The organism is Aeromonas sp. R1-2 (genome assembly GCF_040908505.1).
Taxonomy (GTDB): domain Bacteria; phylum Pseudomonadota; class Gammaproteobacteria; order Enterobacterales; family Aeromonadaceae; genus Aeromonas; species Aeromonas veronii.
This window is the reverse complement of the sequence record NZ_JBFODU010000009.1, coordinates 36,836-62,245: the sequence shown is the minus strand read 5'-3', so window position 1 is coordinate 62,245 and position 25,410 is coordinate 36,836. Positions and strand designations below refer to the sequence as shown.

General features: G+C 61.7%; 21 protein-coding genes. 15 read left to right on the top strand and 6 right to left on the bottom strand.

What is annotated here, in order from left to right:
* Positions 1–15 precede the first annotated feature (15 nt).
* Positions 16–696, bottom strand: a complete 681-nt coding sequence (locus tag AB5Y76_RS01855; RefSeq protein ID WP_263717891.1) for a polymer-forming cytoskeletal protein — start codon at positions 694–696, stop codon at positions 16–18.
* 200 nt (positions 697–896) lie between these two features.
* Between AB5Y76_RS01855 and AB5Y76_RS01850 the strand changes: the two genes are divergently transcribed.
* The 5 genes from AB5Y76_RS01850 to AB5Y76_RS01830 all read left to right on the top strand — a co-directional run bounded on the left by AB5Y76_RS01850 (position 897) and on the right by AB5Y76_RS01830 (position 4,503).
* Positions 897–1,571: a response regulator transcription factor gene (locus AB5Y76_RS01850; RefSeq protein WP_040066247.1), complete on the top strand. Its 675-nt coding sequence runs from the start codon at positions 897–899 to the stop codon at positions 1,569–1,571.
* Entirely contained in the window at positions 1,571–2,956 is a 1,386-nt protein-coding gene (locus AB5Y76_RS01845; RefSeq protein WP_005338217.1) for an ATP-binding protein, read from the top strand. Before AB5Y76_RS01850 ends, AB5Y76_RS01845 begins: the two co-directional genes overlap by 1 nt.
* 183 nt (positions 2,957–3,139) lie before the next feature.
* The gene (locus AB5Y76_RS01840; RefSeq protein ID WP_040065876.1) at positions 3,140–3,628 is read left to right on the top strand and encodes a TIGR00645 family protein; all 489 of its coding nucleotides are present in this window, start codon (positions 3,140–3,142) and stop codon (positions 3,626–3,628) included.
* Between the two features lie 85 nt (positions 3,629–3,713).
* A complete protein-coding gene (locus AB5Y76_RS01835; protein ID WP_236297513.1) occupies positions 3,714–4,142 on the top strand; it encodes an N-acetyltransferase in 429 nt (142 codons plus the stop codon).
* Positions 4,143–4,254: 112 nt separating this feature from the next.
* A complete protein-coding gene (locus AB5Y76_RS01830; RefSeq protein ID WP_005338226.1) occupies positions 4,255–4,503 on the top strand; it encodes a DUF3297 family protein in 249 nt (82 codons plus the stop codon).
* 127 nt (positions 4,504–4,630) lie between these two features.
* On the opposite strand, the gene AB5Y76_RS01825 is transcribed toward AB5Y76_RS01830, so the two are convergent.
* Both AB5Y76_RS01825 and puuR read right to left on the bottom strand, forming a co-directional pair.
* Positions 4,631–5,908: an FAD-binding oxidoreductase gene (locus AB5Y76_RS01825; RefSeq protein WP_263717892.1), complete on the bottom strand. Its 1,278-nt coding sequence runs from the start codon at positions 5,906–5,908 to the stop codon at positions 4,631–4,633.
* Positions 5,909–5,953: 45 nt separating this feature from the next.
* Positions 5,954–6,556, bottom strand: a complete 603-nt coding sequence (gene puuR, locus AB5Y76_RS01820; protein WP_047440589.1) for an HTH-type transcriptional regulator PuuR — start codon at positions 6,554–6,556, stop codon at positions 5,954–5,956.
* 413 nt (positions 6,557–6,969) lie between these two features.
* Between puuR and AB5Y76_RS01815 the strand changes: the two genes are divergently transcribed.
* From AB5Y76_RS01815 to AB5Y76_RS01785, 7 genes are all read left to right on the top strand, one after another.
* Positions 6,970–8,433, top strand: coding sequence for an NAD-dependent succinate-semialdehyde dehydrogenase (locus AB5Y76_RS01815; RefSeq protein WP_263717893.1), 1,464 nt, complete (start codon positions 6,970–6,972; stop codon positions 8,431–8,433).
* 124 nt (positions 8,434–8,557) lie between these two features.
* Positions 8,558–9,847, top strand: a complete 1,290-nt coding sequence (gene gabT, locus AB5Y76_RS01810) for a 4-aminobutyrate--2-oxoglutarate transaminase (protein WP_263717894.1) — start codon at positions 8,558–8,560, stop codon at positions 9,845–9,847.
* Between the two features lie 366 nt (positions 9,848–10,213).
* Positions 10,214–11,563, top strand: a complete 1,350-nt coding sequence (locus AB5Y76_RS01805; RefSeq protein WP_005359067.1) for an APC family permease — start codon at positions 10,214–10,216, stop codon at positions 11,561–11,563.
* Positions 11,564–12,227: 664 nt separating this feature from the next.
* On the top strand, positions 12,228–12,368 hold the full coding sequence (locus AB5Y76_RS01800) for a hypothetical protein (RefSeq protein ID WP_005338239.1): 141 nt from the start codon (positions 12,228–12,230) through the stop codon (positions 12,366–12,368).
* Positions 12,368–13,714 carry an APC family permease gene (locus AB5Y76_RS01795; RefSeq protein WP_021230506.1) on the top strand — a complete coding sequence of 449 codons (1,347 nt, stop codon included), beginning with the start codon at positions 12,368–12,370 and terminating at the stop codon, positions 13,712–13,714. The genes AB5Y76_RS01800 and AB5Y76_RS01795 overlap by 1 nt, the downstream gene beginning before the upstream one ends.
* A 307-nt stretch (positions 13,715–14,021) precedes the next feature.
* Complete coding sequence (locus AB5Y76_RS01790; protein WP_263717895.1) at positions 14,022–15,170, top strand: Na/Pi cotransporter family protein; 1,149 nt, start codon at positions 14,022–14,024, stop codon at positions 15,168–15,170.
* Between the two features lie 174 nt (positions 15,171–15,344).
* On the top strand, positions 15,345–15,815 hold the full coding sequence (locus AB5Y76_RS01785) for an FKBP-type peptidyl-prolyl cis-trans isomerase (RefSeq protein WP_005338245.1): 471 nt from the start codon (positions 15,345–15,347) through the stop codon (positions 15,813–15,815).
* Positions 15,816–15,959: 144 nt separating this feature from the next.
* Here AB5Y76_RS01785 and ggt read toward each other — a convergent pair whose 3' ends face one another.
* On the bottom strand, positions 15,960–17,741 hold the full coding sequence (ggt, locus tag AB5Y76_RS01780; protein WP_263717896.1) for a gamma-glutamyltransferase: 1,782 nt from the start codon (positions 17,739–17,741) through the stop codon (positions 15,960–15,962).
* A 191-nt stretch (positions 17,742–17,932) separates the two neighbouring features.
* Positions 17,933–18,844: a recombination-associated protein RdgC gene (gene rdgC, locus AB5Y76_RS01775; RefSeq protein ID WP_263717897.1), complete on the bottom strand. Its 912-nt coding sequence runs from the start codon at positions 18,842–18,844 to the stop codon at positions 17,933–17,935.
* A gap of 177 nt (positions 18,845–19,021) precedes the next feature.
* Here rdgC and AB5Y76_RS01770 point away from each other — a divergent pair, with 177 nt between their 5' ends.
* The 3 genes from AB5Y76_RS01770 to AB5Y76_RS01760 all read left to right on the top strand — a co-directional run bounded on the left by AB5Y76_RS01770 (position 19,022) and on the right by AB5Y76_RS01760 (position 24,529).
* Complete coding sequence (locus AB5Y76_RS01770; RefSeq protein ID WP_005338252.1) at positions 19,022–19,450, top strand: GNAT family N-acetyltransferase; 429 nt, start codon at positions 19,022–19,024, stop codon at positions 19,448–19,450.
* 103 nt (positions 19,451–19,553) lie between these two features.
* On the top strand, positions 19,554–20,780 hold the full coding sequence (locus AB5Y76_RS01765) for an exonuclease SbcCD subunit D C-terminal domain-containing protein (RefSeq protein WP_263717898.1): 1,227 nt from the start codon (positions 19,554–19,556) through the stop codon (positions 20,778–20,780).
* Positions 20,777–24,529 (top strand): AAA family ATPase, encoded by a 3,753-nt coding sequence (locus tag AB5Y76_RS01760; RefSeq protein ID WP_368177654.1) that lies wholly within the window; start codon positions 20,777–20,779, stop codon positions 24,527–24,529. Before AB5Y76_RS01765 ends, AB5Y76_RS01760 begins: the two co-directional genes overlap by 4 nt.
* A gap of 71 nt (positions 24,530–24,600) precedes the next feature.
* Here the strand turns inward: AB5Y76_RS01760 and AB5Y76_RS01755 are convergent, their stop codons facing one another.
* A complete protein-coding gene (locus AB5Y76_RS01755) occupies positions 24,601–25,365 on the bottom strand; it encodes a class III extradiol ring-cleavage dioxygenase (protein WP_263717900.1) in 765 nt (254 codons plus the stop codon).
* Positions 25,366–25,410: the final 45 nt, after the last annotated feature.

Here is a 25,410-nt window from a genome sequence, read left to right as displayed (position 1 = left end):
CGCTCGCAAACGGCATCACGCCTGCTTGGCCAGCTCCTCGGTCGGCTTGCCTTTCGGCTCGTGCGGCAGCTTTTTCACATTGCTCTTGCTCTCCGGGTGCTTGCTCCCGGACGAACTGTTTTCAGACAAGGCTTGCAACACGGGATCGGCCTTGCCGGCCACGGTGGGCTGGGACTGGCCAACAAAGTTGCCGCCTTTGCAGATGGAAAGACTGCCCCCCTTGAAGATCCCCTGCATCTTGCCGCTCTCCAGGATCTCCACCTCGGCGGAGGTACAGGTGCCTTCCAGCAGACCATTGATGATCACGTGGGGCGCACTCACCTCTCCCTCAACGCTACCGCCCTGCATGATGCGCAGCACACCACCGATGAGCTGGATGGTACCATTGACCTGACCGCGCACTTCCAGATCCCCCTCCACCTGCAACTCGCCCTTGAAGCGGGCACCGGCTGCAATCACAGTGGCGCCGGCCGACCCAGCAGCCGCACCACCTTTGTTTCTTCCAAACATCCGTACTCTCTCCACCAACCACACAAGCAGAACCAGCGGCATCGGCGCCACTGGCCACAGAAAACAGGGCGACCCCAGCACGTAGAGCAGCAAGGCTGCCCCCCAGCAGAGCCAGACAATATAGAGGAGGTCACTGCGCTCACGCTGTTGCAGTCGCGCCAGCAGCCTCCCGGCCATCTCTCTCATCACATCAAACCTTTCGCAACATGGCTGCCGACCAGCATGTCATCGACAACCCGAGACCATGGTTAAACGACCAGTTGGCGCGAACTCTGAAGTCCCGCTGATTCAGTCCCGATACAGCCGGGATGCATTAGGATTCGAATTGACTCGAAGCGACATACACTTTCTAATTGACAGCCTGGATCCCTATGACCGCTCACATCATGAAAATTCTGTTGGTCGAAGACGACAAGCTGCTCAATCACCACCTCTCTTCTCTGCTGACCGAAGCCGACAATCAGGTCTACAGCACCGACCAGGCCGGGATTGCACTGCACTACGCCGCCGACTATCCCATTGATGTGGCCATCATCGACCTCGGTCTGCCCGATATGGACGGCCTGCAACTGATCCGGCAACTGCGCGAACGGCAGATCCCCTTCCCCATCATTGTGCTGACCGCCCGTGGCAACTGGCAGGACAAGGTCGAAGGACTGGAAGCGGGTGCTGATGACTATCTGGTCAAACCGTTCCAGAAAGATGAGCTGCTGGCCCGACTCAATGCGCTGGTGCGCCGCAGCGCCGGTTTTATCTCGCCCAAGGTGAAGGCCGGTGATTACGAGCTGGATCTCTCCCGCAAGGAGCTGACTATCGCCGGTGAAGTGGCGGTGCTCACCAGCTTTGAATACCTCATTCTGGAGTACCTGATGCGCAATGCCCGTCAGGTGGTCTCCAAGCAGCAACTGCTCGACCAGCTCTACGGCGACGGCGAAGGGGACCCCAACACCATCGAGGTGATGGTGAGCCGCCTGCGCAAGAAGCTGGATCCGGAAGGGACGATTCAACCCATCTCCACCATCCGGCGTCAGGGTTACATCTTCAACCTCTCCTGTAACTGATGCAGTTTCATCTGCCGCGCCCCATCAAGATGATCCGCAGCTCACTGCACATCAAACTGCTGCTCAGCTCGCTGCTGGTCATCGCGCTGATCATGGGGTTTGCCGTCTACGCCCTCTACCTCGGCCACGTCGAGGAGCAGACCCAGAAGGCCAGCGCCCGGATGCAGGAGAACCTGGCCAAGCTGTTTTCCTCCACCGAGCCGGATGACAAGGGGTCAAACGTCGAGCTGGGGCGGATATCCCGTGGTGCGGGGGATCGCAACCTCGATACCCTGATCTGCCGCGCCGATGGCGATCTGGTCTGGTCGAGCCTCCATATGCCGGAGGTGATCAAGGCCAAACAGACCATCTGTGGCGATCTGATGAAGTATCTGGGGGGGATGGATCTCGACTACTTCTTCAAGAAGCACACCATCAAGAACGGCGAGAGCTACTTCGTCTACAGCCTGCGGTTTATCCGCAATCCCGGCAGCGGCACCACCGCCTACTACGTGGTGATGATCGACTCGGCCAAACGCTACCACGAAGAGTCCCGCACCTACCTCTACCAGACCGCCAAACAGGCGCTGCTCGCCTATATGCTGCTGGCCGGGCTGCTGCTGCTCACCACCTTCTGGAGCCTCAGCTCACTGCGCACCATCGCCCGTCAGATCGATGATATCCGGGCCGGCAAGCGCGATGACCTCTCGAGTGATTTTGAGCGGGAGCTGGCCCCGCTGACCGACTCCATCAACCAGTTGCTGGAGAACGAACGCCAGCAGACCCAGCGCTACCAGCACGCCCTCAACGATCTCGCCCACAGCCTGAAAACCCGGCTGGCGCTGATCCAGATCACCACCCGCGAAGTGAAGCTGGGGCGGGAGATCCACGACAACATCAACGAGCAAATCCTCACCATGGATCAGATGATCCAGTATCAGCTCAGACGGGCCGTTACTGGCCGCCAGCGCCTTGCCAGCAAGGGCACCGAGCCGGTGCCGCTGATTGAAAAACTGCTGGCCAGCCTGACCAAGGTCTATCGCCACAAGAAGCTGCAAACCCACTTCAAGTTCGACGATGACGCCCTCTTCCACGGCGAGCAGGGCGACCTGATGGAGCTGATGGGTAACCTGCTCGACAACGCCTGCAAGTTTGCCATCAGCGAAGTGAAGGTGACGGTGCGTCGCCATCTCGAGCGGCTGCGTATCGAAGTGGAAGATGATGGCCCGGGTATCGACCCGGCCAAATCAGAGCAGATCTTCCAGCGCGGCGTGCGGGCAGACAGTTCACCCGGTCAGGGCATAGGTCTGGCAGTGGTGACCGAAATCGTCCACAGCTACGGCGGCCAGATCCGGGTCGATGAATCCCCCCTCGGCGGCGCCCGCTTTACCCTGGATCTGCCCTGACACCGGATAGACCCGACCACGGGCCCTCTGCCACCCGCAGCACTGCCCTACCCAGGGTTAAAAACTCCTGCCTGACACCCCCCAATTCAGCAATATGCTATCGAGATGCTTGAGATGTGAGGCATCTCGGTTAAGCTATGGCCGACTCGTTTGTTAACCATTTGATGGACCTGTAATCGCACTATGGAAAACATGTTTGAAAGATTGATGTACGCATCCCGCTGGATCATGGCCCCCATTTATCTTGGGCTCAGCCTCATACTGCTGGCACTGGGAGTGAAATTCTTTCAGGAGATCCTCCATATCCTGCCCAACATACTGGAGATGAAAGAGGTGGATCTGGTGCTGGTCACACTGTCGCTGATCGATATCACCCTGGTGGGGGGACTTATCGTGATGGTGATGTTTTCCGGCTATGAGAACTTCGTCTCGCGCCTCGATGTCGGGGATGAGAGCGACAAACTGGTGTGGCTCGGCAAACTCGATGCCGGCTCCCTGAAAAACAAGGTCGCCGCCTCCATTGTCGCCATATCCTCTATTCACCTGCTCAAGGTGTTTATGAATGCCGAAAATCTCCCCAACGACAAGATCAAGTGGTACCTGCTGATCCACATCACCTTTGTCCTCTCGGCCTTCGCCATGGGCTACCTCGACAAGCTGACCCGCAAATAGTAGCCAGCTTGCGATAGACGATATGCCCGATAACACGACATGGTTCGGGCATATCGTGCGACCACTCTTCACAGTCGAGGCCAATATGATCCGCCCATTATCTGCCACCGATCTGGATGCCGCCGTCGAGCTCTGGTATCAGGCATCGGTACAAGCCCACGACTTTATTCCCGCCGCCTTTTGGCATGAGCAACGGGCAGCGATGCGGGACATCTATCTGCCCGCCAGCAAGAGCTGGGTCTATGAGGAGGATGGACAGCTACTGGGCTTTATCTCCTGGTATCAGGGCTCTGTTGCCGCCCTGTTTATCTCCCCTGCTCACCAATCACACGGGCTGGGTCACCAACTGCTCGAACACCTCAAAGCCCAATATGACCGGCTCGAGTTGACGGTCTACGCCGAAAATGAGCAGGCGCGGCGCTTCTATTCCCGCAACGGTTTCAAAGAGGGTGAGCAGCAGCTGTGCGAGCATAGCGGTCGCCCCGAGCTGGTGATGCATTGGCAACGAGGATAAGCGGGTCGCCCATAGCGATGGCGAGCACGTTTTGCCTGTTTTGTGGCCGCCTTGAATGCCATGGCGGCATTCTCTACAATGACCCACTTTTTATTCATTTCGGGTTATATCGATGAGCGATACCAGCACCAAACCGGCTCTGCCGGATCACCTCTCCTGCAATCCCCGCAGCCCTCACTATGTGGCCGCCTGCTTCGAGCACCCGATCGGTATTCGCCTGAACGGCAAAGAGCGCACCGATGTCGAGGAGTACTGCATCAGCGAAGGTTGGGTGAAGATCCCCTCCCCCAAGGCGCTGGATCGCCGTGGTCAGCCCATCCTGATCAAGCTCAAGGGCACCGTTGAAGCCTTCTACAGCTAATCAGCGCGCTGCTGATTGATAAACAACAAGGCCACCCTCGCGGTGGCCTTGTTGTTTCCGGTATTGGTGCTGGCATCTGCGCTCGCTAAACGGCAACCACCAGCACACATTTCTCGCATAGCGTCTCTTATACCCCCAGCCGATCGCGCAGGGTGTACCAGGCAGCGCCCGCGGCGGTAAAGGGGATACGGAACAGACGGCCACCCGGGAAGGGGTAGTGCGGCAGTTTGGCAAAGGCATCGAAGCGCTCCGCCTGACCGCTCAGCACCTCGGAGAGCAGTTTGCCCGCCAGATGGGTACAGGTGACGCCGTGGCCGCTGTAGCCCTGCATGTAGTAAATGTTGGGGCCGATGCGACCAAACTGCGGCAGGCGCGACAGAGTGAGCAAGAAGTTGCCGGTCCAGGTGTACTCCACCTTGACGTCTGCCAGCTGCGGAAAAGTCTTGAGCATTTTGGGGATGATCAGCCGCTCGATATCCGCCGGATCCCGCGCGCCATAGACCACACCGCCGCCATAGATCAACCGGTGATCGCCGGAGGTACGGTAGTAGTCGAGCAGGTAGTTGCAATCCTCCAAACAGTAGTTTTGCGGCAGCAGTGAACGGGCCCGCTCCTCTCCCAGCACTTCGGTGGCGATCACCTGGGTGCCGCAAGGCATGCTCTTGCTGGCCAGTTCCGGCACCAGATTACCGAGGTAAGCGTTGCCCGCCACCACCACAAAGCGCGCCTTCACCGCCCCCTTGGCGGTCTTGACCAAGGCTGGCTGCCCCGGGGTGATGCTGGTGACGGCGGATTGCTCGAAGATCTGCCCCCCCAGCATGCGGATGGCTTCCGCCTCCCCCAACGCTAGGTTGAGGGGGTGGATATGACCGCCGCTCTTGTCGAGCAGGGCGCCGACATAGCGATCGCTCGCCACCACCTCGCGCACCCCCTTGGCATCGAGCAGCTCCAGCTGGTCGTTGCCCCACTTCTGCCAGCGGGCGTATTGGGATTTGAGCTCGTGCAGCTGCTTCTCGGTCTCGGCGGCAAAGACGCCCCCCTCCTGCAGATCGCACTGGATGTTGTAGCGCTTGATCCGCTCGCGGATGATCTGGCCCCCCTCAAACAACATGGAACCGAGCAGCCTGGCCTGATCCGGCGGGCAGTTCGCTTCTATGGTGTCGATGTCGCGGCTGTAGGAGTTGACGATCTGGCCGCCGTTGCGGCCGCTGGCGCCAAAGCCGACTCGCGCGGCCTCCAGCACCACCACCTTGTAGCCCTTCTCTACCAGATGCAGGGCGCTGGAGAGGCCGGTATAGCCCGCCCCGATGACACAGACATCGCACTCCAGCTGCTCGGTCAGTGTCGGATAGGGCGCGTGTTTATTGGCGCTGGCTGCATAGTAACTGTTTACATGTTCGGTCATGATCCCTGTTTCCTTACCGGTTCGGTTGCCAAACTACTGTCAGGATTAAAAGCTCGCCGGGGTGTGGGCGCTGACGATGCGACAGGTCTCCCCCGACGGATTGCTGAAGCTGTGGGGCTCGCCGGTGTCGATCACATAGCTGTCGCCCGCCTCCAGCTGATAACTCTGGCCAGCCACCGTCAGGATCACCGACCCCTCCAGCACGGTGCCGACCTCCTCCCCCTGATGGGTCACCTGACCGCCAGTGTCGGTGCCGGGGGGATAGGTCTCCAGCATAAAGCCGAGCTGGCGGCGGTTGTTGCCGTTGTGCACCAGTTTGAGAGAGACCCCCTGACTGCCCAGCTCGATCAGCTGATCCGCCTTGATCACCACCTCCGGAGTGCGGCTCTCCTCCTCGGCGAAGAAGCGCGACAGCGGCAGGCCATAGATGGTGAGCAGCTTTTGCAGGGAGGCCACCGAGGGGCTCACCTTGTCCTGCTCGATCATGCAGATGGCGCCATGAGTCAGGCCGCTCAGCTCGGCCGCCCGCCGCTGGGAGAGCCCCAGCTGATGGCGTACCGCCGCCAGACGTTCCCCCATGGTGCGCGCCCCGGCGTCAGCCCCACTCAACGGTCGAGCCACGCCCTCCCGACTCTGTGGCCCACTCATGAAAGGCCCCCTGCTGCGCCATGTCTGCATCCTTGCATCATCAGCCTCTCCTGCTTGCGCGTGATCGCATCGGATCAGGCGCTGCCTGTTTACCCTGCTGGTTAAAATAGCCGACCAGCTTTCCCTTGCCGTTCACTATGTTACACAGCAAAACCGTTCATTATTTTGCACACCTGATTTACCATCCCCCGGTCGTCTGCCCACTTGCAGCCTGCAAGCGAACCGGAGAAAGCACGCTACACAGCCCATTTTCTAGCATGGCGCCCCCCAGCAATTCAAATATATTTAACACTTGAAAAACATTTCAGCTCAAATTATGGTCTTCCTGTGCTTATTATTTTATACGGCAGCGGCGCAGGAAGGGTCGGCTCACTCCGGCAACCAGCTGCTCTGACCCACACTCGAGGCTTCTCATGTCAGGAACAACATCCCACTCCAGCTTGATCACATCCCGCGCCTATATAGATGGGCAGTGGTGCGAGGCCGCCAGCGGCCGCACCTTCGAGGTCACCAACCCCGCCAGCGGTGCCGTCATTACCCAGGTGCCCGATATGGATGCCGAGGATACCCGCCGCGCCATCGCGGCCGCCCACGCGGCGCAACCCGCCTGGGCAGCGCTGACCGCCAAGGAGCGCAGCAACAAGCTCTACGCCTGGTTTGCCGCCATCACCGCCCACAGCGACGAGCTGGCCCGCATCATGACCTGCGAGCAGGGCAAGCCGCTGGCGGAAGCAAAAGGCGAGGTGGCTTACGGCGCCAGCTTTATCCAGTGGTTCGCCGAGGAGGGCAAGCGCGCTTATGGCCGCACCATCCCGGGCTTTAGCGGCGATCGCCGGTTGGCCACCATCAAGCAGCCGGTGGGCGTGGTCGCCGCCATCACTCCGTGGAATTTCCCGATAGCCATGATCACCCGCAAGGCGGGCCCGGCGCTGGCCGCCGGTTGCACTATCGTCATCAAACCTGCCGCCGAGACCCCGCTCTGCGCGCTGGCACTGGCGCTGCTTGCCGAGCAGGCGGGGATCCCCGCCGGTGTCATCAATATCGTCACCAGCCATCAGGCGAGCGCAGTAGGCAACGAGCTGTGCAGCAATCCGGTGGTGCGCAAGCTCTCCTTCACCGGCTCCACCCGCATCGGCAAGCTGCTGATGCGCCAGTGCGCCGACACCATGAAAAAGCTGTCGCTGGAGCTGGGTGGCAACGCCCCCTTTATCGTCTTTGACGACGCCGACCTCGATGCCGCGGTGGCCGGGGCGCTCGCCTCCAAATACCGCAACGCCGGGCAGACCTGCGTCTGCGCCAACCGCATTCTGGTGCAGGCCAGCGTCTATGACGCCTTCGCCGAAAAGCTGACTGCCGCCGTCAAGGCTTTCAAGGTGGGAGATGGCATGGCGGAGGGCACCCAGATCGGCCCGCTCATCAACCCCGCCGCCGCCAGCAAGGTGGCCGAGCTGGTGCAGCAATCGGTCGCCGCCGGTGCCGAAGTGCTGCTGGGGGGCGAAGCTCACCCCGCCGGTCCCCTTTTTTACCGCCCCACCATTCTGGGCAAGGTGGATAAAACCAACCCCATCCTGCAGGAGGAGATCTTCGGCCCGGTCGCCCCGCTGGTGAGCTTCGAGACCGAAGCCGAGGCCATCGCCATTGCCAACGACACCCCTTATGGACTGGCCGCCTACTTCTATGGCCGCGATATCGCCCGGGTGTGGCGCGTCGCCGAGCAGCTGGAGTACGGCATGGTCGGCATCAACGAGGGGATCATCTCAACCGAGCTGGCCCCCTTTGGCGGCATCAAGGAGTCGGGTCTGGGTAGGGAGGGTGCAGCCGAGGGGCTGGAGGAGTATCTCGAGACCAAATACCTCTGCTTTGGCGCCATTCGCTAGGGCAGCAACAGAGAGACAAGGCGCCGCCGATCTGGCCTTATGGGCTAATTGGCGGTAATAGGCGCCAAAACGCCTGCCACATTTTCAGGGAATATCGGGGGCTGCGGCCCCTCAGGGAGGGAAGATGAGTCAGTCAGAATCAAACAAGGCGTGGCAAGCGCGCCGCGAAGCGGCCGTGGTCAACGGCGTTGGCACCCTGCTGCCGGTCTTCATCGACCGGGCGCAAAATGCCGAGTTGTGGGATGTGGAGGGCAACCGCTACATCGACTTTGCCTCCGGCATCGCCGTGCTCAATACCGGCCACAACCACCCCAAAGTGGTGGCGGCGGTGCGCGAGCAGCTGGAAAAGTTCAGCCACACCTGCTTTCAGGTCACCCCCTACCCCGGCTATATCGAGCTTGCCGAAAAGCTCAACACCCTGGTACCCGGCCCGACCCCGAAGCGCACCCTGTTTCTCTCCACCGGTGCCGAAGCGGTCGAGAACGCCATCAAGATTGCCCGCGCCCACACCGGGCGCAGCGGCACCATCGCCTTCAAGGGGGGCTTTCACGGTCGCACTATGATGGGCATGGCGCTCACCGGCAAGGTGGTCCCCTACAAGACCGGCTTTGGCCCCTTCCCGGGCGAGGTCTACCACATCCCCTTCCCCGCCGATTATCTGGGGGTGAGTGAAGAGGATGCCCTGCACGCCCTCGAGCTCTGCTTCAGCGCCGATATCGAGCCGAGCAGGGTTGCCGCCATCATCATCGAGCCGGTACAGGGAGAAGGGGGCTTCTATCCCGCCTCCCCAAGCTTTATGCAGAAGCTGCGCAGCATCTGCGACCAGCACGGCATTCTGCTGATCTGCGACGAGATCCAGAGCGGTTTTTGCCGCACCGGCAAGACCTTCGCCACCGAGTATGCCGGCATCGAGCCGGACATCATGACGTTGGCCAAGAGTCTGGCGGGTGGCTTCCCTCTCTCGGCTGTCGTGGGCAAGGCGGAGATCATGAACTCGGCCAAGCCGGGGGGCCTGGGTGGCACCTATGCCGGTTCCCCCATCGCCTGCGCCGCTGCGTTGGCAGTCTTGCAGGTGATTGACGAGGAGAAACTCAACCAGAAAGCGCTGGATCAGGGGGAACAGATCAAGGCGGGGCTGGAACGCATAGCCGAGCGTTTTGACTGCATAGGTCAAATTCGCGGCCCCGGTGCCATGGTGGCCATGGAGCTGGTGAAACGGCGTGATGCCAGCCAGCCCGATCCCGACCTTACCAAGCGACTGGTGGCCGAGGCGGGCAAACGGGGTCTGGTCCTGCTCTCATGCGGGGTGCGCGCAAATGTCATCCGTTTTCTCGCCCCCCTGACAGCCCCTGCGGCAGTGATTGACGAGGGGTTGCAACTCCTTGAAAAATCACTGGAGGCCGTGCTGGCCTGACCAGCAGGAAAGTGACCACTCACCTGTGCAAATAAATGCAATTTTGCCCCCTTTTTTTCTTGTCAAGGGGGCCCTGCAAATGCACAATGCGCCGCCACTGAAAGAACCGATGTAAAACAATGGCATCGGTTCTTTTTTAGACAGTGAACACACCCATAAACGAGGCCGGATCACCCCCGGAAAAGATAGCGAGATTGGCAGCAGTCTCCCGATACCAAGTCTAGTGAGGAACAACATGGGGCATCTCAATGCTTTCCAACCGGCCATGGCCGGTGTGCGCCGCCCTGGCGCCCTTGATTCCCGGGCCTCTCTCCCGGTTTCGTTGATGGACCGTGCCACTCTGGCACTGCATGAGGAACATGCATAATGGCGGCCCAGCAGGTTGGTCTGAAAAAGACCCTCAAACTGTGGCAGGTCGTGGTTATGGGACTGGCGTACCTCACCCCCATGGCTGTGTTCGACACCTTCGGCATCGTTACCGAGATCACCGAAGGCCATGTGCCGACCGCCTACCTGTTTGCCCTGATCGGCATGCTGTTCACTGCCCTGAGCTACGGCCATCTGGTGCGCAAGTTCCCGTCAGCCGGCTCCGCCTATACCTATGCCCAGAAGGTGTTTCACCCCTATGTCGGCTTTATGGTGGGCTGGACCTCCCTGCTCGACTACATGTTCATGCCGATGATCAACATGCTGCTGGCCAAGATCTATCTGGAAGCACTCTTCCCGAACGTGGAGCCCTGGACCTATATCTTCGGTCTGGCGGCGGTGATGACCGCCCTCAACCTGCGCGGCATCAAGCTGGTGGCCAACTTCAACAGCCTGATCGTGGTGATGCAGTTCAGCATCATCGCCATCTTCATCGGCCTGATCGCCTGGGGCGTTCACAATGGTGAAGGGTTGGGGACCGTGGCCAGCAGCCGTCCCTTCTTCTCCGAGCAGATCCAGGTATCGCCGCTGTTGATGGGGGCCTCCATCCTCTGTCTGTCGTTCCTCGGTTTTGACGCCATCAGTACCCTGTCGGAAGAGACCCCGGACGCGGATCGGGTGATCCCCCGCGCCATCGTGTTGACGGCGCTGATCGGCGGTGTGCTGTTCGTCACCACCTCCTACTTCCTGCAGCTCTACTTCCCGGACATCTCCCGCTTCCAGCATCCGGATGCGGTACTGCCGGAGATCGCCCTCTATGTCGGCGGCAAGCTGTTCCAGGCTGTGGTGCTGGTCTGCACCACAGTAGCGGTGCTGGCCTCGGGGCTCGCCTCCCACGCCGGTGTATCGCGCCTGCTCTACGTGATGGGTCGTGATCGCGCCCTGCCTGCCCGCTTCTTCGGCTACATCCATCCGAAGTGGCAAACCCCGGCGTTCAACGTGCTGCTGGTCGGCCTGCTGGCCCTCTCTGCGGTGTCGCTGGATCTGGAGATGGCGCTGGCGCTGATTAACTTCGGCGCCCTGGTGGCCTTCACCTTCGTCAATCTGGCGGTGATTGCCCACTTCTATGTGAAGCTGGGCCGCAACAAGTGTCTCAAGGATCACCTGATGTACCTGCTGTTGCCGCTCTGTGGCGCCGCCTGCATCGGGGTACTGTGGCTCAACCTCGAGCCCTCCTCCTTCGAGCTGGGGCTGATCTGGGCGGCGCTGGGGGCCATCTACCTGTTCCTGCGCCTGACTGTGTTCCGCATCCCGCTGCATACCGCCGACAAGGTGGAGATCGCCCAGTAACCGCTGGCGCCCCTCCCCTCGATAGCGAACAAGGAGCCTGCGGGCTCCTTGTTGTTTTTGCAGTGCTCTGGTTGCCAGCAGCACGGGTTGCCAGAAATGCGGTTTCTGCAGGAAGTGTGACTGATTTCAAATAACTACCCAGCCGGACCGCTCGCCGTGCCATGGCCCGAGCCGCGTCGCCTTCTATCCTCAGTCATTAATGTGAATGGATATGCAGTCACTCTTTATCCACTTCAACCCCTCCCATCCCCCGCCAGCCGATCAGTTCGCTGGACTCGAGCCCGGGGGAACGCCGCCAAATATGATCAGGATCAATGTTGAGGCGCTATGCACCCTGCAGCCCCGATTTGCCGATTTTTCATACGCCACGACAGGGTTCTGTTCCCCCCCGAAAAAGGGGGAGCGGCTCGGGGACGGCTGCAGGGGGCGAGTGACCACTTACCTGCCCCGTACGTATGCAAAAAAATGCGTTAATCCGCCCTTTTTTGCTTGTCAAGGGGGCTGACCGAATGCACAATACGCCGCCAATAAAGGACCGATGTTCACTGCGACATCGGTTTTTGTATTTTTGAAGTGCAGTACAAACCCACCACAAGAGGCCGGAACGTTTCCGGAAGTGATATTCGAGATTGCCAAACAATCTCCCGACGTTGAGAGGATAACAATGGGGCGTTTTAATGCTTTCCTGCCGGTACAGCCCGGTATGCGCCTCCCCGGCGCCCTTGATGTACAGGCTTGCGAATCCATCGTATCCCTGCGCTCGTTGCAAGCACGTGCTGCGGCACTGATTGAGGAGAAAGCGTAATGGCATCGCAAAACGCCAAGCTGCTCAAGACCCTTACCCTGACACAAGTGATTGTGATGGGTCTGGCCTATCTGACCCCCATGGCTGTCTTCGACACCTTCGCCATCGTCGGTGACATCACCGATGGCCGGGTCGCCACCGCCTATCTGCTGGCTCTGGGTGGCATCCTGCTCACCGCTTTCAGCTACGGACATCTGGTACGCAAGTTCCCCTCTGCGGGCTCTGCCTATACCTATGCCCAGAAGGTGTTCAACCCCTACGTCGGTTTCATGGTCGGCTGGTCATCCCTGCTCGACTACATGTTCATGCCGATGATCAATATCCTGCTGGCCAAGATCTACCTGACCGCCATGTTCCCGGGCGTCGAGCCCTGGGTGTTCATCTTCGGTCTGGTGACCGTGATGACCTTCCTGAACCTGCGCGGCATCAATCTGGTGGCCAACTTCAACGGTCTGATCGTGGTAATCCAGCTGGCCATCATCACCCTCTTTATCGGCCTGATGGCGTGGGGCATCTACCACGGCGAAGGGGCTGGCACCCTGATGAGCAGCCGTCCGTTCCACTTCGAGTCAGCACAGCTGGTTCCGCTCTTCACCGGTGCGACCATTCTCTGCTTCTCGTTCCTGGGCTTTGACGGTCTGAGCTCCCTCTCCGAAGAGACTCCGAATGCCGGCAAGGTGATCCCCAAGGCGATCGTGCTGACTGCCCTTATCGGCGGCATCATTTTCGTGGTGGTCTCTTACTGCCTGCAGCTCTACTTCCCGAGCCTCGCCCGCTTCCAGCATCCCGACGCGGTACTGCCGGAGATCGCCCTCTACGTTGGCGGCACCTTCTTCCAGTCCGTGGTTCTGGTCTGCACCACGGTCGCGGTACTGGCCTCCGGCATGGCGGCTCACGCCGGTGTGTCGCGCATCCTCTACGTGATGGGGCGTGACCGCATGATCCCGGAGCGGGTGTTTGGCTACATCCACCCGAAATACCGCACTCCGGCCATCAACGTGCTGATGGTGGGCGGTCTGGCCCTCTCCGCCGTGTCGTTTGACCTGGATACCGCGCTGGCGCTGGTCAACTTCGGCGCACTGGTGGCGTTCAGCTTCGTCAACCTGTCGGTGATCGGTCAGTTCTGGGTGCGCGAGAAGCGCAACAAGACCCTCAAGGATCACGTCATCTACCTGTTGATGCCGCTGCTCGGCGCCGCTACCATCGGTGCGCTGTGGATCAACCTGGAGCAGAGCTCGCTGGAGCTGGGCCTGATCTGGGCTGGCCTAGGTGCAACCTATCTGTTCCTGCGTCTGGCGGTGTTCCGTATCCCGTTCCGTCAGTACGAAGAGGCGGCTGACGCCTGATCCTTTGCGGATAATGGATAGACTGAAGGGGAGCCATGGCTCCCCTTCTTGCTATTTGACGGGCTGAATATGGGGCTCGACTATTGCCACTCTCCCGCACTTGCTTGGTCGGCAAGGAACAGACCGGGCGGATGGCGCCACCAGCCATATTTCTCGCCATTCCCATCATCTATTGACGAGCAAACCACCAAAGTAAGTCATAAAACCATCATAAAAGTGTCACGTTGTCATATTTCTGTCATTAACCACTGATTAAATGCGCGGGTCATCAACAACCCAAGACGGAACGACCGTCTCAAGAGGCTTTATGCAACACCATCACTCCTTGTCACAGCCGCCCGCGACCCGCGCCCTGTTCAACTGGATGAGTGTCATCGTACTGGTCTACCTGATCCTGGTTGCCGTGGGCGCCATCTCCCACGGCTTCAAAGATTTCTCCGGCGGCGCCGAGGGCGCAGCCCAGATCTTCGCCTTTGCCAACAACCCCTTTGTCGCCCTGCTGCTGGGTATTCTCGCTACCGCGCTGGTGCAATCCTCCAGCACCGTCACCTCGGTGATCGTCGGTCTGGTGGCTGGCGGCCTGCCCATCAGCATGGCCATCCCCATGGTGATGGGTGCCAACCTCGGCACCACCATCACCAACACCATTGTCTCCATGGGTCATGTGCGGGATCGCGCCGAGTTCCGCCGCGCTTTCGCCGCCGCCACCGTGCACGACTTTTTCAACTTGCTGGCGGTGTTCATCTTCCTGCCGCTGGAGCTGATGTTCGGCCTGCTGCAACACAGCGCCGAGTGGCTGGCCAACCTGCTGGTAGGCTCCGCCAATATGTCGATGAAGGGCATGGATTTCATGAAGCCGCTGACCACACCGGCCCAGCAGCTGATTGACAGCGCCGTGGCATTCCTGCCGGGCAAGGGTGCCGCCATCGCGACCATCATCATCGGTATCCTGCTGATCCTCGCTTGCGTCACGTATCTCGGCAAAGTGCTGCAACAGGTACTGGTTGGCCGAGCCAAAGAGGTGCTGCACAAGGCGCTGGGCCGTGGCCCGCTGACCGGCATCACCTCCGGTGCGCTGGTGACCATCATGGTGCAATCCTCCTCCACCACAACCAGCCTGATGATCCCGCTGGCCGGCGGCGGCGTGTTCAGCACCCGTCAGCTCTACCCCTTCACCCTGGGGGCCAATATCGGTACCACCATCACCGCCCTGCTGGCTGCCACCGCCATCAGCGGAGCCGGTGCCCAGCTGGCCCTGACCATCGCGCTGGTCCACGTGCTGTTCAACCTCTTTGCCGTGGTCATCATCTATGGCATCCCCTTCCTGCGTGACCTGCCGGTGCGCGCCGCCGAGGGGCTGGCCCGGGTAGGCAGCGAGAACAAGCTGCTGGCTCTGGGTTATGTAACGGGTCTCTTCTTCGCCCTGCCCGCCCTGATGATGGTGGCCGCCAAGTAAGCGCCGCCGCCATGACGAGGGGCGAGTCACTGACTCGCCCCTTTTTGCGTCCAGCTCTCCGGGCTTTGCCTGCCCGCTCACATCCTCCCACCCTGTGGCTCGCCATCAGGGGCGGTGCGCGATAAGATGGCGACCTCATTGCACTTTTTACATTTCATGGAACAGGAAAAACCGATGAAATTCATACTGATCGCGCTGCTCATCGCCGGTGTGGCCTACTATTTCTACTCCAGCAGCAACAACAAGAAGCTGGCGGCCGACAACGTGCGGATTGGCGCCGAGTTCCTCGCCAGCAACAAGGACAAACCGCTGGTGACCACCACCGCCTCCGGCCTGCAGTACGAAGTGCTGACCCCGGGCACCGGCACTGTTCACCCCACCGCCACCAGCAAGGTGAAGGTGCACTACGAGGGCAAGCTGCTGGACGGCACCGTCTTTGACAGCTCGGTCGCCCGTGGCGAGCCCATCGAGTTTGGCCTCAATCAGGTGATCGCTGGCTGGACCGAAGGGGTGCAGCTGATGGTGGAAGGTGAGAAGACCCGTTTCTACATCCCCGCCAACCTCGCCTACGGCGACCGCGCCGCTGGCAAAATCCCGCCGGGATCCGTGCTGATTTTTGACGTAGAGCTGCTGGGTATCCAGTAACTGCGCAGGATGCTCCAGTGGCAATATCCCACTGCGCGCCCGTGCCGATCTTTGACGTGGAGCTGTTGGGTATCCAGTAAGCGCTCCGTCACGCTCCATCAACAACAAGGCCAGCATTATGCTGGCCTTGTTGTTATGGGAACCTTACTCCCCCTTGGCGATCCCTTCCCGGCGCGGATCGGCTGCGCCAAACCAGCCGCCAGTGTTGCGCTCAACCCCCTGCAGGCCGGAGGTCTGCTCGTTCAGTACCACCTCATGTCCCCTCGCCTTCAGCCCCTCGACCACCGACATGGGGGTGCGTCCCGCTTCCAGCTCGGTGGGACCGTTGCGGCTGCCAAAGTTGGGCAGATTGATGGCCTGTTGCAGGTTCAGGCCCCAATCCTGAGTGCCGAGCAGGGTCTTGCCCACGTAGTTGATGATGGCGGAGCCCCCCGGCGAGCCCAGCGTCATGGTCAGCTCGCCGCTTGGCTTGTCAAACACCAGCAGGGGTGACATGGAGGAGCGGGGCCGCTTGCCCGGCTCCACCCGGTTTGCCACCGGCAGACCGGCGGCATCTACCGAGGTGAAGGAGAAATCGGTGAGCTGGTTGTTGAGCAGGTAGCCGTTGACCATCTGACGCGATCCAAAACCATCCTCGATGGAGCTGGTCATGGAGATGGCCATCCCCGCCTTGTCGACAATCGAGACATGGCTGGTAGAGGGGAGTTCCGGAGTCGCATCCTTGCCGCGCGCCAGCGCCAGTGGCGGCGTACCGGGCTTGGCAATCCCCATGGAGTGCTGACCGACAAGTTTGCCGCGCTCGGCCAGATAGCCCTTGTCCAGCAGCCCCTTCACTGGCACGCTGACAAAATCGCTGTCGGCGACGTACTGGTTGCGATCGGCGAAGGCGAGACGCGCCGCTTCGCTGTAGAGGTGGATAGCCTCGCTGGAGGCTGCCAGCCCCCCTTCTTTCGTGGTGATCGGCTTGAGGGCCGCCATATCACGGCTCTCCAGCATGCCGAAGATCTGGCCGAGCGCCAGGGTGCCGGATGAGGGAGTGGGGAAACCGCAGATCTTGCTCTGGCGATAGTCAAAGCAGAGGCCATCCCGCACTTTGGCCTGATAGCTGGCCAGATCAGTGGCCGCCAGTACCCCGGGGTTGGTGGGATGTTGGCGTACCTTGGCCACCATGGCATCCGCCAGCGGCCCCCGATAGAAGGCATCCGCCCCCTCTGTGGCCAGAGTGCGCAGCACCTTGGCCAGCGCCGGATTGGTCAGCCGGGTACCCGCCGTTTTGGGGCTGCCATCCGCCTGATAGAAGTAGGCACGCGCCTCCGGATCCCGTGCCAGATAGGGATCCCTAGCCAGCAATGTGGCCAGCCGTGGACTAATCACAAATCCTTGTTCTGCCAGCGTGATGGCAGGCTCGAACAGCGCAGCCCAGGGCAACTTGCCATAACGCTGATGGGCCAGTGCAAGAGCGCGCAGGGTACCGGGAACGCCGACCGAGCGGCCTCCCACCACCCCGTCATAAAACGCCAGCGGCTTGCCATCTTGCATAAACAGCTGATCGGTGGCGGCAACCGGCGCCGTCTCGCGGCCATCCACCGCACTCACCTTGCGGCCATCCCACACCAGCAGCAACGTCCCGCCACCGATCCCGGAGGATTGCGGCTCCACCAGCGTCAACACCAGCTGCACCGCAATGGCAGCATCGACAGCACTGCCACCGGCCTTGATGATTTGGTAGCCCGCATCCACCGCCAGCGGGTTGGCGGCCGCCACCATGAAGTCATGGCCCTGCCAGCCCTGTTTGTCGGTCCAGCCACTGGAGGCTTCGGGTGCGATCAGGGTCTGGACTGGCGGGGTGTAGTGAAAGCCGTTGTCACTGGCACAACCGGCCAGCAGGGCAAGGGCGACAGCCAGCCCCAGAGGTTTGCGCAACATGACACTCTCCTTGTCTGTTTTATGACCATGAAGAGGGACTATGTCACGATTGGCGCTGACAGCTCAAGTTATTGAACAAGATCAATATCTTACTTATCTATCAATAATGGCTATCCGCAATAGATATAAAAAAACCGCCCGAAGGCGGCTTTTACGATGGGATGGCAGAGGCCAAACAGGCGCAAGTCCGGTTAGATGGACTGCTCTTCGCCACCCAGGGCGGTAAACAGCGCCGGGATAAACTGGGATAGCTCAGCGGTGACCAGCGCGAAGTCCGCATCCAGACGGGCAGCCGGATCTTCGCTGGTGACATCGTCGTTCTGCTCGCGCAGCTCTTCGCTGAATTTCAGACGCTTGATGGAGAGATCATCCCCCAGCACGAAGCTGACGGTCTCGCCCCAGTTGAGGGCCAGCTTGGTCACCAGCTTGTCGTTGGCCAGATGGTTCTTGATTTCATCCGTCATCAGATCCTGCTGCTTGCAGCGGATGATGCCGCCGTGCTCCATGGCACTGCGCAGCTCGGCTTCATCTTCCAGCGTGAAGGAGGCGGGCAGGTTGCCCTCGTTCAACCACTCGGTCATGGTGATCTCCGGCGGGTTCTTGAGAGCCACCGGCACCACCGGCAGGGAGCCGATGGATTTGCGCAACAGAGCCAGCAGGTCGTCCGCTTTCTTGGCAGAACCTGCATCCACCACCATCAAATTGTCGGCCGGATTGATCCAGGCGAAGGTCTGGCTGGTACGACTGAAGGCACGGGGCAGCAGGGTGTGGAGGATCTCCTCTTTCAGCGCTTCCTTCTCTTTCTTCTTGAGGGCACGTCCCTGTTCGAACTCGAGCGCTTCTACCTTCTCGGCCAGCATCTCCTTGACCACGGTACCGGGCAGCATCTTCTCCTCTTTGCGGGCGCAGATGAGGATGTGGCCGGAGGCAGAGTGAGTCAGGGTTGAGCCGAATTTGCCAAGGGGCTTGACCCACCCGAAACGGGAGATGTCCTGACTGCCGCAAGGGGTGAAGGCACAGGCTTCCAGCTGGGTTTCCAGCTGATCAACGGTCAGGTCAAAGGGGCGGGTAAAGCGATAAATCTGCAGGTTTTTAAACCACATGGCGTCCTCGGTCTCTAGATTGTCCGGCGGGCATTGTACTAGAGAGGCGCTTTGTGATCAGCCAATCATTCTCGCTAAATAAAGGGCGATCGACCTCACAGGGTCTCATTTATGTCACCAGTTTGTTCATCAAGTTCTCCTAGACTGCGAAAGTAAATTGTTAATAAGGATGAAGGTATGTTGCGGCCCAGTCGCCCGGAAGACATGGAAGAGATCGTCGAAATCTGGTTGCTGGCCTCCCTGCAGGCCCACGATTTCGTCGATGCCTCCTGCTGGTGGCAGGCCCAGGAGGATCTTCGTACCCGCTATCTCGATCGCGCCGCCATCTGGGTGTTCGAGGAGCGTGGCGATCTGCTCGGTTTCATGGCGCTGGTGGACAACTATCTCGCCGCACTCTTCGTGCGCCCCGACCGTCAGGGGCGCGGTGTCGGCCACGCCCTGCTGCAGGAGGCCAAGCGTCAGGGGGCGTCGCTCCACGCCCGGGTCTTTGTCGAGAACGATCAGGCGGTGCGTTTCTATCGTCGCCACGGCTTCGTTATCGAGGCCGAGGAGTCCGATCCCCTTACCGGCCACCCCCAATACCGGATGTGCTGCGAACCCGCCTGAATCGATGCCAGCCCCCTGTTTTACTTGAAAAAAGCACGGGGCATCCTCATCTTGTCCTCATCGGGTGCCACAGGCACCGTCCCTGCAACCGGGCTGCTTTCCAATGAAAATCCTCCATACCGCCGACTGGCACCTTGGCCATCAACTCCATGGTCATGACCGCCGTTTTGAACACGATGCCTTTCTCGACTGGCTGAGCGACACCCTCAAGGCGCGCGAGATCGACGCCCTGCTGGTGGCGGGTGATCTGTTTGATACCGCCAATCCCCCCGCCAGCGCCTGGCAACAACTCTACCGTTTTCTGGCGCGGCTGCGCGCCGAAATGCCCCGCCTCAACATGGTGCTGATCGGCGGCAACCACGACTCCCCCTCCAAGCTCGATGCCCCCCACGAGCTGCTGCGGGCCTTTGACCTGCATCTGGTGGGCAGCATCAGCCGCGATGGCGATGGCAAACTCGACACCAACCGTCTGCTGGTGCCGCTGCAAGACCGGGAGGGCAACATTGCTGCCTGGTGCGCTGCCGTGCCGTTCCTGCGCAGCAGCGATCTGCGGGTAGAGTCGTTGGAAGAAGGACAAGACAGGCTGATCGAAGGGGTTCGACAGGTCTACGCAGAAGTGCTGGCCGAAGGGCGCGTCCGCTGCGGGGAGGCGCTGCCGCTCATCGCCATGGGCCACGCCTATCTGGCGGCGGGCCAGCTCTCCGAGCTATCGGAGCGGCGGGTGCTCGGCGGCAACCAGCACGCCCTGCCTGTCGACCTGTTTGCCGCGGCTGATTACACGGCGCTCGGCCACCTCCATCTGGCCCAGAGCCCGGCCGAGGGGGTGCACTACAGCGGTTCGCCACTACCGCTCTCGCTTGCCGAAGCCAACTACAACCATCAGGTGCTGGAAGTGACCTTTGCGAGGGGGAAACTGGCCGGGCTGGAGCGGATCCCGGTGCCCCGCGCGGTGGAGATGATCCGCCTGCCCCAGAGCACCCTCGACGACGCACTCAAAGCCATCGCTTCGCTCGAGCTGCCTGCTTGTCCACAAGAGGCACAACCCTTCCTCGAAGTGCGGCTGCTGCTACCAAAGCCCGAGGCCCGCATCCGCGAGCGAATCCTCGCTGCCATCGCAGACAAACCGGTGCGTCTGGCCCGCATCAGCACCCAATATCAGGGCTCGGGCGAAGGGCTGGCCGATGGTCGCGAGCGGCGCAGGCTCGATGAGCTCTCCCCCACCGAGGTGTTTCGCCTCTGCTATCAGCGCCAGTTCGAAGGGGAGCCCGAGGCTGGGCTGGTTGCCTCGTTTGAAGAGATCCTGGAGCAGGTGAAGGAGTCAAACCAATGAAAATCTTGTCTCTGTCAGGTGAGAATCTGGCCAGTCTGACCGGCCCCTTCACCATCGACTTTACCAGGGGGGCGCTCGGCGCCGCCGGTCTGTTTGCCATCACCGGCAATACCGGCGCCGGTAAGAGCACATTGCTCGACGCCATTTGTCTGGCCCTCTACGACGAGATGCCGCGCTTTATTGCCAATCGCAAGAACGTGGCCGAAGTGGGCCGCATGGATGACGAGGAGAAGCTCAAGGCCAACGACGTGCGCGGCATTCTCAGTCGCGGCCACGCCAGCGGCTTTGCCGAGGTGCAGTTTCGTGGCTGCGATGGCCGCATCTGGCTGGCCCGCTGGGCGGTGCGCCGGGCGCGAAACCGCTCGGAGGGGCGTTTTCAGGCGCAAGAGCGCACCCTGACCGATGTGGAGTCCGGGCAGGTTTTCTCCGGCAGCAAGCGGGAGCTGCAGGATCGCATCGACGAGCTGGTGGGTCTCTCCTGGGAGCAGTTCCGCCGCGCGGTGATCCTGCCGCAGGGGGAGTTTGCCGCCTTCCTCAAATCGGATGCCAACGAGCGCTCCGCCCTGCTCGAACGGATGACCGGCACCGAGCTCTACTCCGCCATCTCCATCCAGACCTATGAACGGGCGCGGGAAGAGCAGCAGAAGCTGGCCACCATCGCCCAGCGCCTCGGCGACGTGGCGTTGATGGACGAGGCCACCCGCGAACAGTGGGTAAGCCAGCAGATAAGCCTCTCCACCACCCTCAAGCATGAACAGCAACAGCAGCAGCTGATGCAGGACTTGCGCGACCTCAACAGCCGCATTGCAGCCCAGTTGCAGGGCTGCGCCGAGGGGCAAGCGGCGCTCGATGCCGCCCTGCAGGCCCACGGCGCCGCGGCCCCCGAGCGCGAGGAGTTCGCTCGTGCCGAACAGGCCCAGGTGGCCCGCGCCGATCACGACGAGCTGGCCCGCCTCACTCTGGAAGTGCAGCAGCAGGAGAAGGTGATCGCCGAGCTGGGGCCGGAGCTGGCCAAGCTCGAGGAGCAGACCCAGCAGAGCGCGCTGACCGAGCAGCAACTGCTGGCGGAGAAGATCGCCGCCGAGCGGGAATGGGGTGCCCTGCAACCCGAACTCAAGCGGGCGCAGGAGCTCGATACCCGCATCCGGGAAAAAGTGCAGCAGTTGCAGAAGATCCAGCAGGAGGGGGCACAGGAGCGAGAAGTGCAGCTCACCCTCGAGCAGGGCTGGCGCGAGCAGAGCAGACAGGTGGAACTGCTCAAGCAGCAGCACCAGCAGTGGGGGCTCTGGCTCGAAGAGCACAAGGAGCTGGCACCGGTTGCTCGCCAGTGGCAGCCCCTGCTCACCGCCATGCAGGATTGGGCCGGGGATGCCGACAAGCTGCAGCAACTGCTCACCCTGCGCGATCACAAGTTGCGCGCCCTGCAACAGTTGCAGCGCCAGCTGGAGCAAGGTCAGCAGGAGCGCGACTACTGGCAACATGAACAAGCTCGGCTGCAACAGCAACAGAACGAGTTGCAGGAGCAGCAGTGGGAGAGCCGCCTCGCCAAGGCGCAGGAGCAGTGGCAGCAGCAGACTGAACAACTGGGTCAGCTGCGCCAGCTGCTGGAACTGGCCGATTATGGCCGCAACCACGGCGAGCAGCATGGCCGCTTGCAGCAGGAGATTGCCCAGCTGGAGCAGGCGCTCGGCAAACTCGCCACCCTCGGTGAAGAGCTGGCCCCCGCCCGCGAGCGGCTCGCCCTGCAGCGGGATGAGGCGCGCCATGCGTTGGAGCAGTCCCGCGCCATCGCCAGCTTCGAGCAGTATCGCCATATCCTGAGCGATGGCGAACCTTGCCCGCTGTGCGGTTCCGGGGAGCACCCCTACAGCCAGAGCCAACCCCAGGTGGCGGGTATTCTCGGTCAACTGGCGGAGCGGGTCCGCAGCCTCGAACTCGAATGGGAGCGGCTCAACCATCAATACATTCAGTGCGAAAGTGAGCGTCAGGAGCTGGCTCGCCAGCTAGCAGTGCGCCAGCAGCACCTGCCGGAGCTGGAGGCGCGCGCCGAGCAGCTGACCCAGCGCTGGCAACAGCTGGGAGGCGATACCCTGCTCGGCCATCCGCTGCCGCTGCGCCAAAGCCCCATTGAGTGGAACGAGCTGATGAGCACACTGCTTGGCCATGGCCAGGCGCTGGAGCAGGGGTTGGCCCAGAGCCAGCAGCAGCTGCGTCAGGCCCAGCTTGGTCAACAACAGCTGCAAGGGGTGCGTCAGCAACTGAGCCAACTGGCTGCCCAGCACCAGCAGTTTGACCAGCAGTGGCAGGAGGCCGATCGCCAGCGCATCGCGCTGGAAGGGGAAGTGAAGGGGATGGGCGAGCAGGAGGCGACCCTGCGCCAGCGCCTTGAGCAAGGCGCCCACCGCCTCGACGAGCAGATGGGCGGCCAACCGTGGCGCCAGTGGCTCGGCAGCCAGCAGTGGCACGAGTGGCAGCGAGCCTGCGAAGCCTGGCTGCACGGCCAGAGCGAGTGGGAGCGGCTGGCCAGCGAGATCGCCAGCCTCACCCCGGCACTAAGTGCGCAGGAGGCGCGCCTGCAGACCCAGCGCGAGCTGCTGCACAAACTCGAGCGGGACTACAAGGAGCATGAGCAGCAGCGGCAGGGGCTGCTCACCAGCCGCGCCGCCTGTCTGAATGGCGAGGAGATCCCGTTGGTCGAGAGCCGCTGGCAACAGCGGCTGCAACAACTCGCCAACGAACTGGAGCTGATGCAAAGCGGCGCCCGCGCTCTGCGGGAGCGGCAGACCGAACTCAAGACCCGCCTCACTCATGTGGAGCAGGAAAAGCAGACCAGCAGCCGCCGCAAGCGGGAGGTGCTGGGGCGCTGGGCTGCCCACGCCAGTACCCTCGGCATTGCCGAGTACGACCTTCGCCGCCTGCTTGCCATCAGCCCCGATGAGCTCAAGGCACGCCGCGCCGCCCTGCAAGGGCTGGAGGATGCTGTTGGCGAGGCGCGCACCCGCCTTGCCGAGCGGCAACGGGCGCTGGCACTGGAGGAGAGCAAGCGGGATCGCTATCGCGAGCACCACCCCGAGCTGGCCGCCCTGCCGGATGCAGAGCTGAGCGATCAACTGGCGGCGCTCGATGCCCGTTGTCGCGCCCTTGAAGAGCAGCTGTTCGAGTGCAAGAGCAAGCTGGCACAGGCCGAAGCCGCCGCCCTCAAGGCAGGCAGCCTGCAACAGGAGCTGGCCGCCCAGCAGGCGGTGGCCGACCACTGGCAGCAGCTGTGCGATCTGATTGGGCAGGCCAACGGCGCCAAGTTCCGCACCTTCGCCCAGAGCCTCACCCTCGAGCGTCTGCTACTGGAAGCCAACGCCCAGCTCGCCGAACTATCACCGCGCTACCGGCTGGAGCGGGTGCCCGGCACCGATCTGGCGCTGCAGGTGGTGGATCTCGATATGGGGGACGAGGTGCGCTCGGTGGACTCCCTCTCCGGTGGCGAGAGTTTTCTGGTGTCGCTGGCGCTGGCGCTGGCCCTCTCCAGCCTCTCGTCACGGCAGACCCAGGTCGAGTCGCTGTTTATCGACGAGGGGTTTGGCACCCTCGATCCGGATAGTCTGGATCTGGCGCTCGCCAGCCTCGACGCCCTCCAAGCCGCCGGTCGCCAGATCGGGGTCATCTCCCACGTCCAGACCCTGGTGGAGCGGATTGGCGTGCAGATCAGGGTCGAAGCTCTCGGCGGCGGCGAGAGCCGGGTAGTGGTTCCCTGAGAGCCTTCGGCTCCCCCCCACGCCGTAAATAACAAGACCCCGCCAATTGGCGGGGTCTTGCTGAGAGGCAATCAACCGAAGCGGTAGGCGCCCATATAGAGGCTGCCGCCATCCCAGCTCTCGTGCAGCCGGGTCGGCGCCACACCATCGGCGGCCCCCAACGCCACAAAGAGCGGGCGCAGGTGGTCATCGTGGGGATGAGACTCCACCGCGCCTGGAGCCTGCTGGCGATAGTCGAGCAGCGCCAGCCGATCCTCGTCGGCCATCTTCTGCTCCAGCCAGTCGACAAACTGGCTGGCCCACTCCGGCACTGGCGAGCCTTCCGGTGCCAGCGCCCGCAGGTTGTGGGTGATGGCGCCAGAGGCGAGGATGCCAATACCCTGACTGCGCAGCGCCCCCAAAATCTCTCCCAGTTGCCACAACTGGGCCGGGGTGAAGCTCGCTGGAATGGAGATCTGCACCAGCGGGATCTCGCTGTTTGGGTCGATCAGGGAGAGCGGTGACCAGACCCCGTGATCCAGCTCGCGCCGCACCGGGGTGGCGGTCAGTCCGGCCAGTGCCAGCTGGTCGCTCACCCCTTGTTGCAGCCACTCGGGGCTGCTGGCATGCCAGCGCATCCGGTAGAGGGGCTCGGGAAAGCCGTAAAAGTCGTACATTAGCGCCGGTTTGGGCTCGACGTTGATCTGCAGCTCGCGGCTGAACCAGTGGGCGGAGATGACCACCAGCCCCTTGAGCTCACCCAGACGCAGGGTTCGCAGAAAGCGGGTGGCGGGTTGCTCACGCAGCACCAGATCCGGTGCGCCGTGAGAGATAAACCAGACGGGGGCGAGGGACATAAAGCAGACTCCAACAAAGTATCAGGGGGCGATACCGGAGGGGAT

Bases quoted from the DNA above. Each gene is read 5' to 3' on its own strand.
- AB5Y76_RS01855 (WP_263717891.1), bottom strand. From the start codon at position 696: ATGAGAGAGATGGCCGGGAGGCTGCTGGCGCGACTGCAACAGCGTGAG.
- AB5Y76_RS01850 (WP_040066247.1), top strand. From the start codon at position 897: ATGAAAATTCTGTTGGTCGAAGACGACAAGCTGCTCAATCACCACCTC.
- AB5Y76_RS01845 (WP_005338217.1), top strand. From the start codon at position 1,571: ATGCAGTTTCATCTGCCGCGCCCCATCAAGATGATCCGCAGCTCACTG.
- AB5Y76_RS01840 (WP_040065876.1), top strand. From the start codon at position 3,140: ATGGAAAACATGTTTGAAAGATTGATGTACGCATCCCGCTGGATCATG.
- AB5Y76_RS01835 (WP_236297513.1), top strand. From the start codon at position 3,714: ATGATCCGCCCATTATCTGCCACCGATCTGGATGCCGCCGTCGAGCTC.
- AB5Y76_RS01830 (WP_005338226.1), top strand. From the start codon at position 4,255: ATGAGCGATACCAGCACCAAACCGGCTCTGCCGGATCACCTCTCCTGC.
- AB5Y76_RS01825 (WP_263717892.1), bottom strand. From the start codon at position 5,908: ATGACCGAACATGTAAACAGTTACTATGCAGCCAGCGCCAATAAACAC.
- puuR (WP_047440589.1), bottom strand. From the start codon at position 6,556: ATGAGTGGGCCACAGAGTCGGGAGGGCGTGGCTCGACCGTTGAGTGGG.
- AB5Y76_RS01815 (WP_263717893.1), top strand. From the start codon at position 6,970: ATGTCAGGAACAACATCCCACTCCAGCTTGATCACATCCCGCGCCTAT.
- gabT (WP_263717894.1), top strand. From the start codon at position 8,558: ATGAGTCAGTCAGAATCAAACAAGGCGTGGCAAGCGCGCCGCGAAGCG.
- AB5Y76_RS01805 (WP_005359067.1), top strand. From the start codon at position 10,214: ATGGCGGCCCAGCAGGTTGGTCTGAAAAAGACCCTCAAACTGTGGCAG.
- AB5Y76_RS01800 (WP_005338239.1), top strand. From the start codon at position 12,228: ATGGGGCGTTTTAATGCTTTCCTGCCGGTACAGCCCGGTATGCGCCTC.
- AB5Y76_RS01795 (WP_021230506.1), top strand. From the start codon at position 12,368: ATGGCATCGCAAAACGCCAAGCTGCTCAAGACCCTTACCCTGACACAA.
- AB5Y76_RS01790 (WP_263717895.1), top strand. From the start codon at position 14,022: ATGCAACACCATCACTCCTTGTCACAGCCGCCCGCGACCCGCGCCCTG.
- AB5Y76_RS01785 (WP_005338245.1), top strand. From the start codon at position 15,345: ATGAAATTCATACTGATCGCGCTGCTCATCGCCGGTGTGGCCTACTAT.
- ggt (WP_263717896.1), bottom strand. From the start codon at position 17,741: ATGTTGCGCAAACCTCTGGGGCTGGCTGTCGCCCTTGCCCTGCTGGCC.
- rdgC (WP_263717897.1), bottom strand. From the start codon at position 18,844: ATGTGGTTTAAAAACCTGCAGATTTATCGCTTTACCCGCCCCTTTGAC.
- AB5Y76_RS01770 (WP_005338252.1), top strand. From the start codon at position 19,022: ATGTTGCGGCCCAGTCGCCCGGAAGACATGGAAGAGATCGTCGAAATC.
- AB5Y76_RS01765 (WP_263717898.1), top strand. From the start codon at position 19,554: ATGAAAATCCTCCATACCGCCGACTGGCACCTTGGCCATCAACTCCAT.
- AB5Y76_RS01760 (WP_368177654.1), top strand. From the start codon at position 20,777: ATGAAAATCTTGTCTCTGTCAGGTGAGAATCTGGCCAGTCTGACCGGC.
- AB5Y76_RS01755 (WP_263717900.1), bottom strand. From the start codon at position 25,365: ATGTCCCTCGCCCCCGTCTGGTTTATCTCTCACGGCGCACCGGATCTG.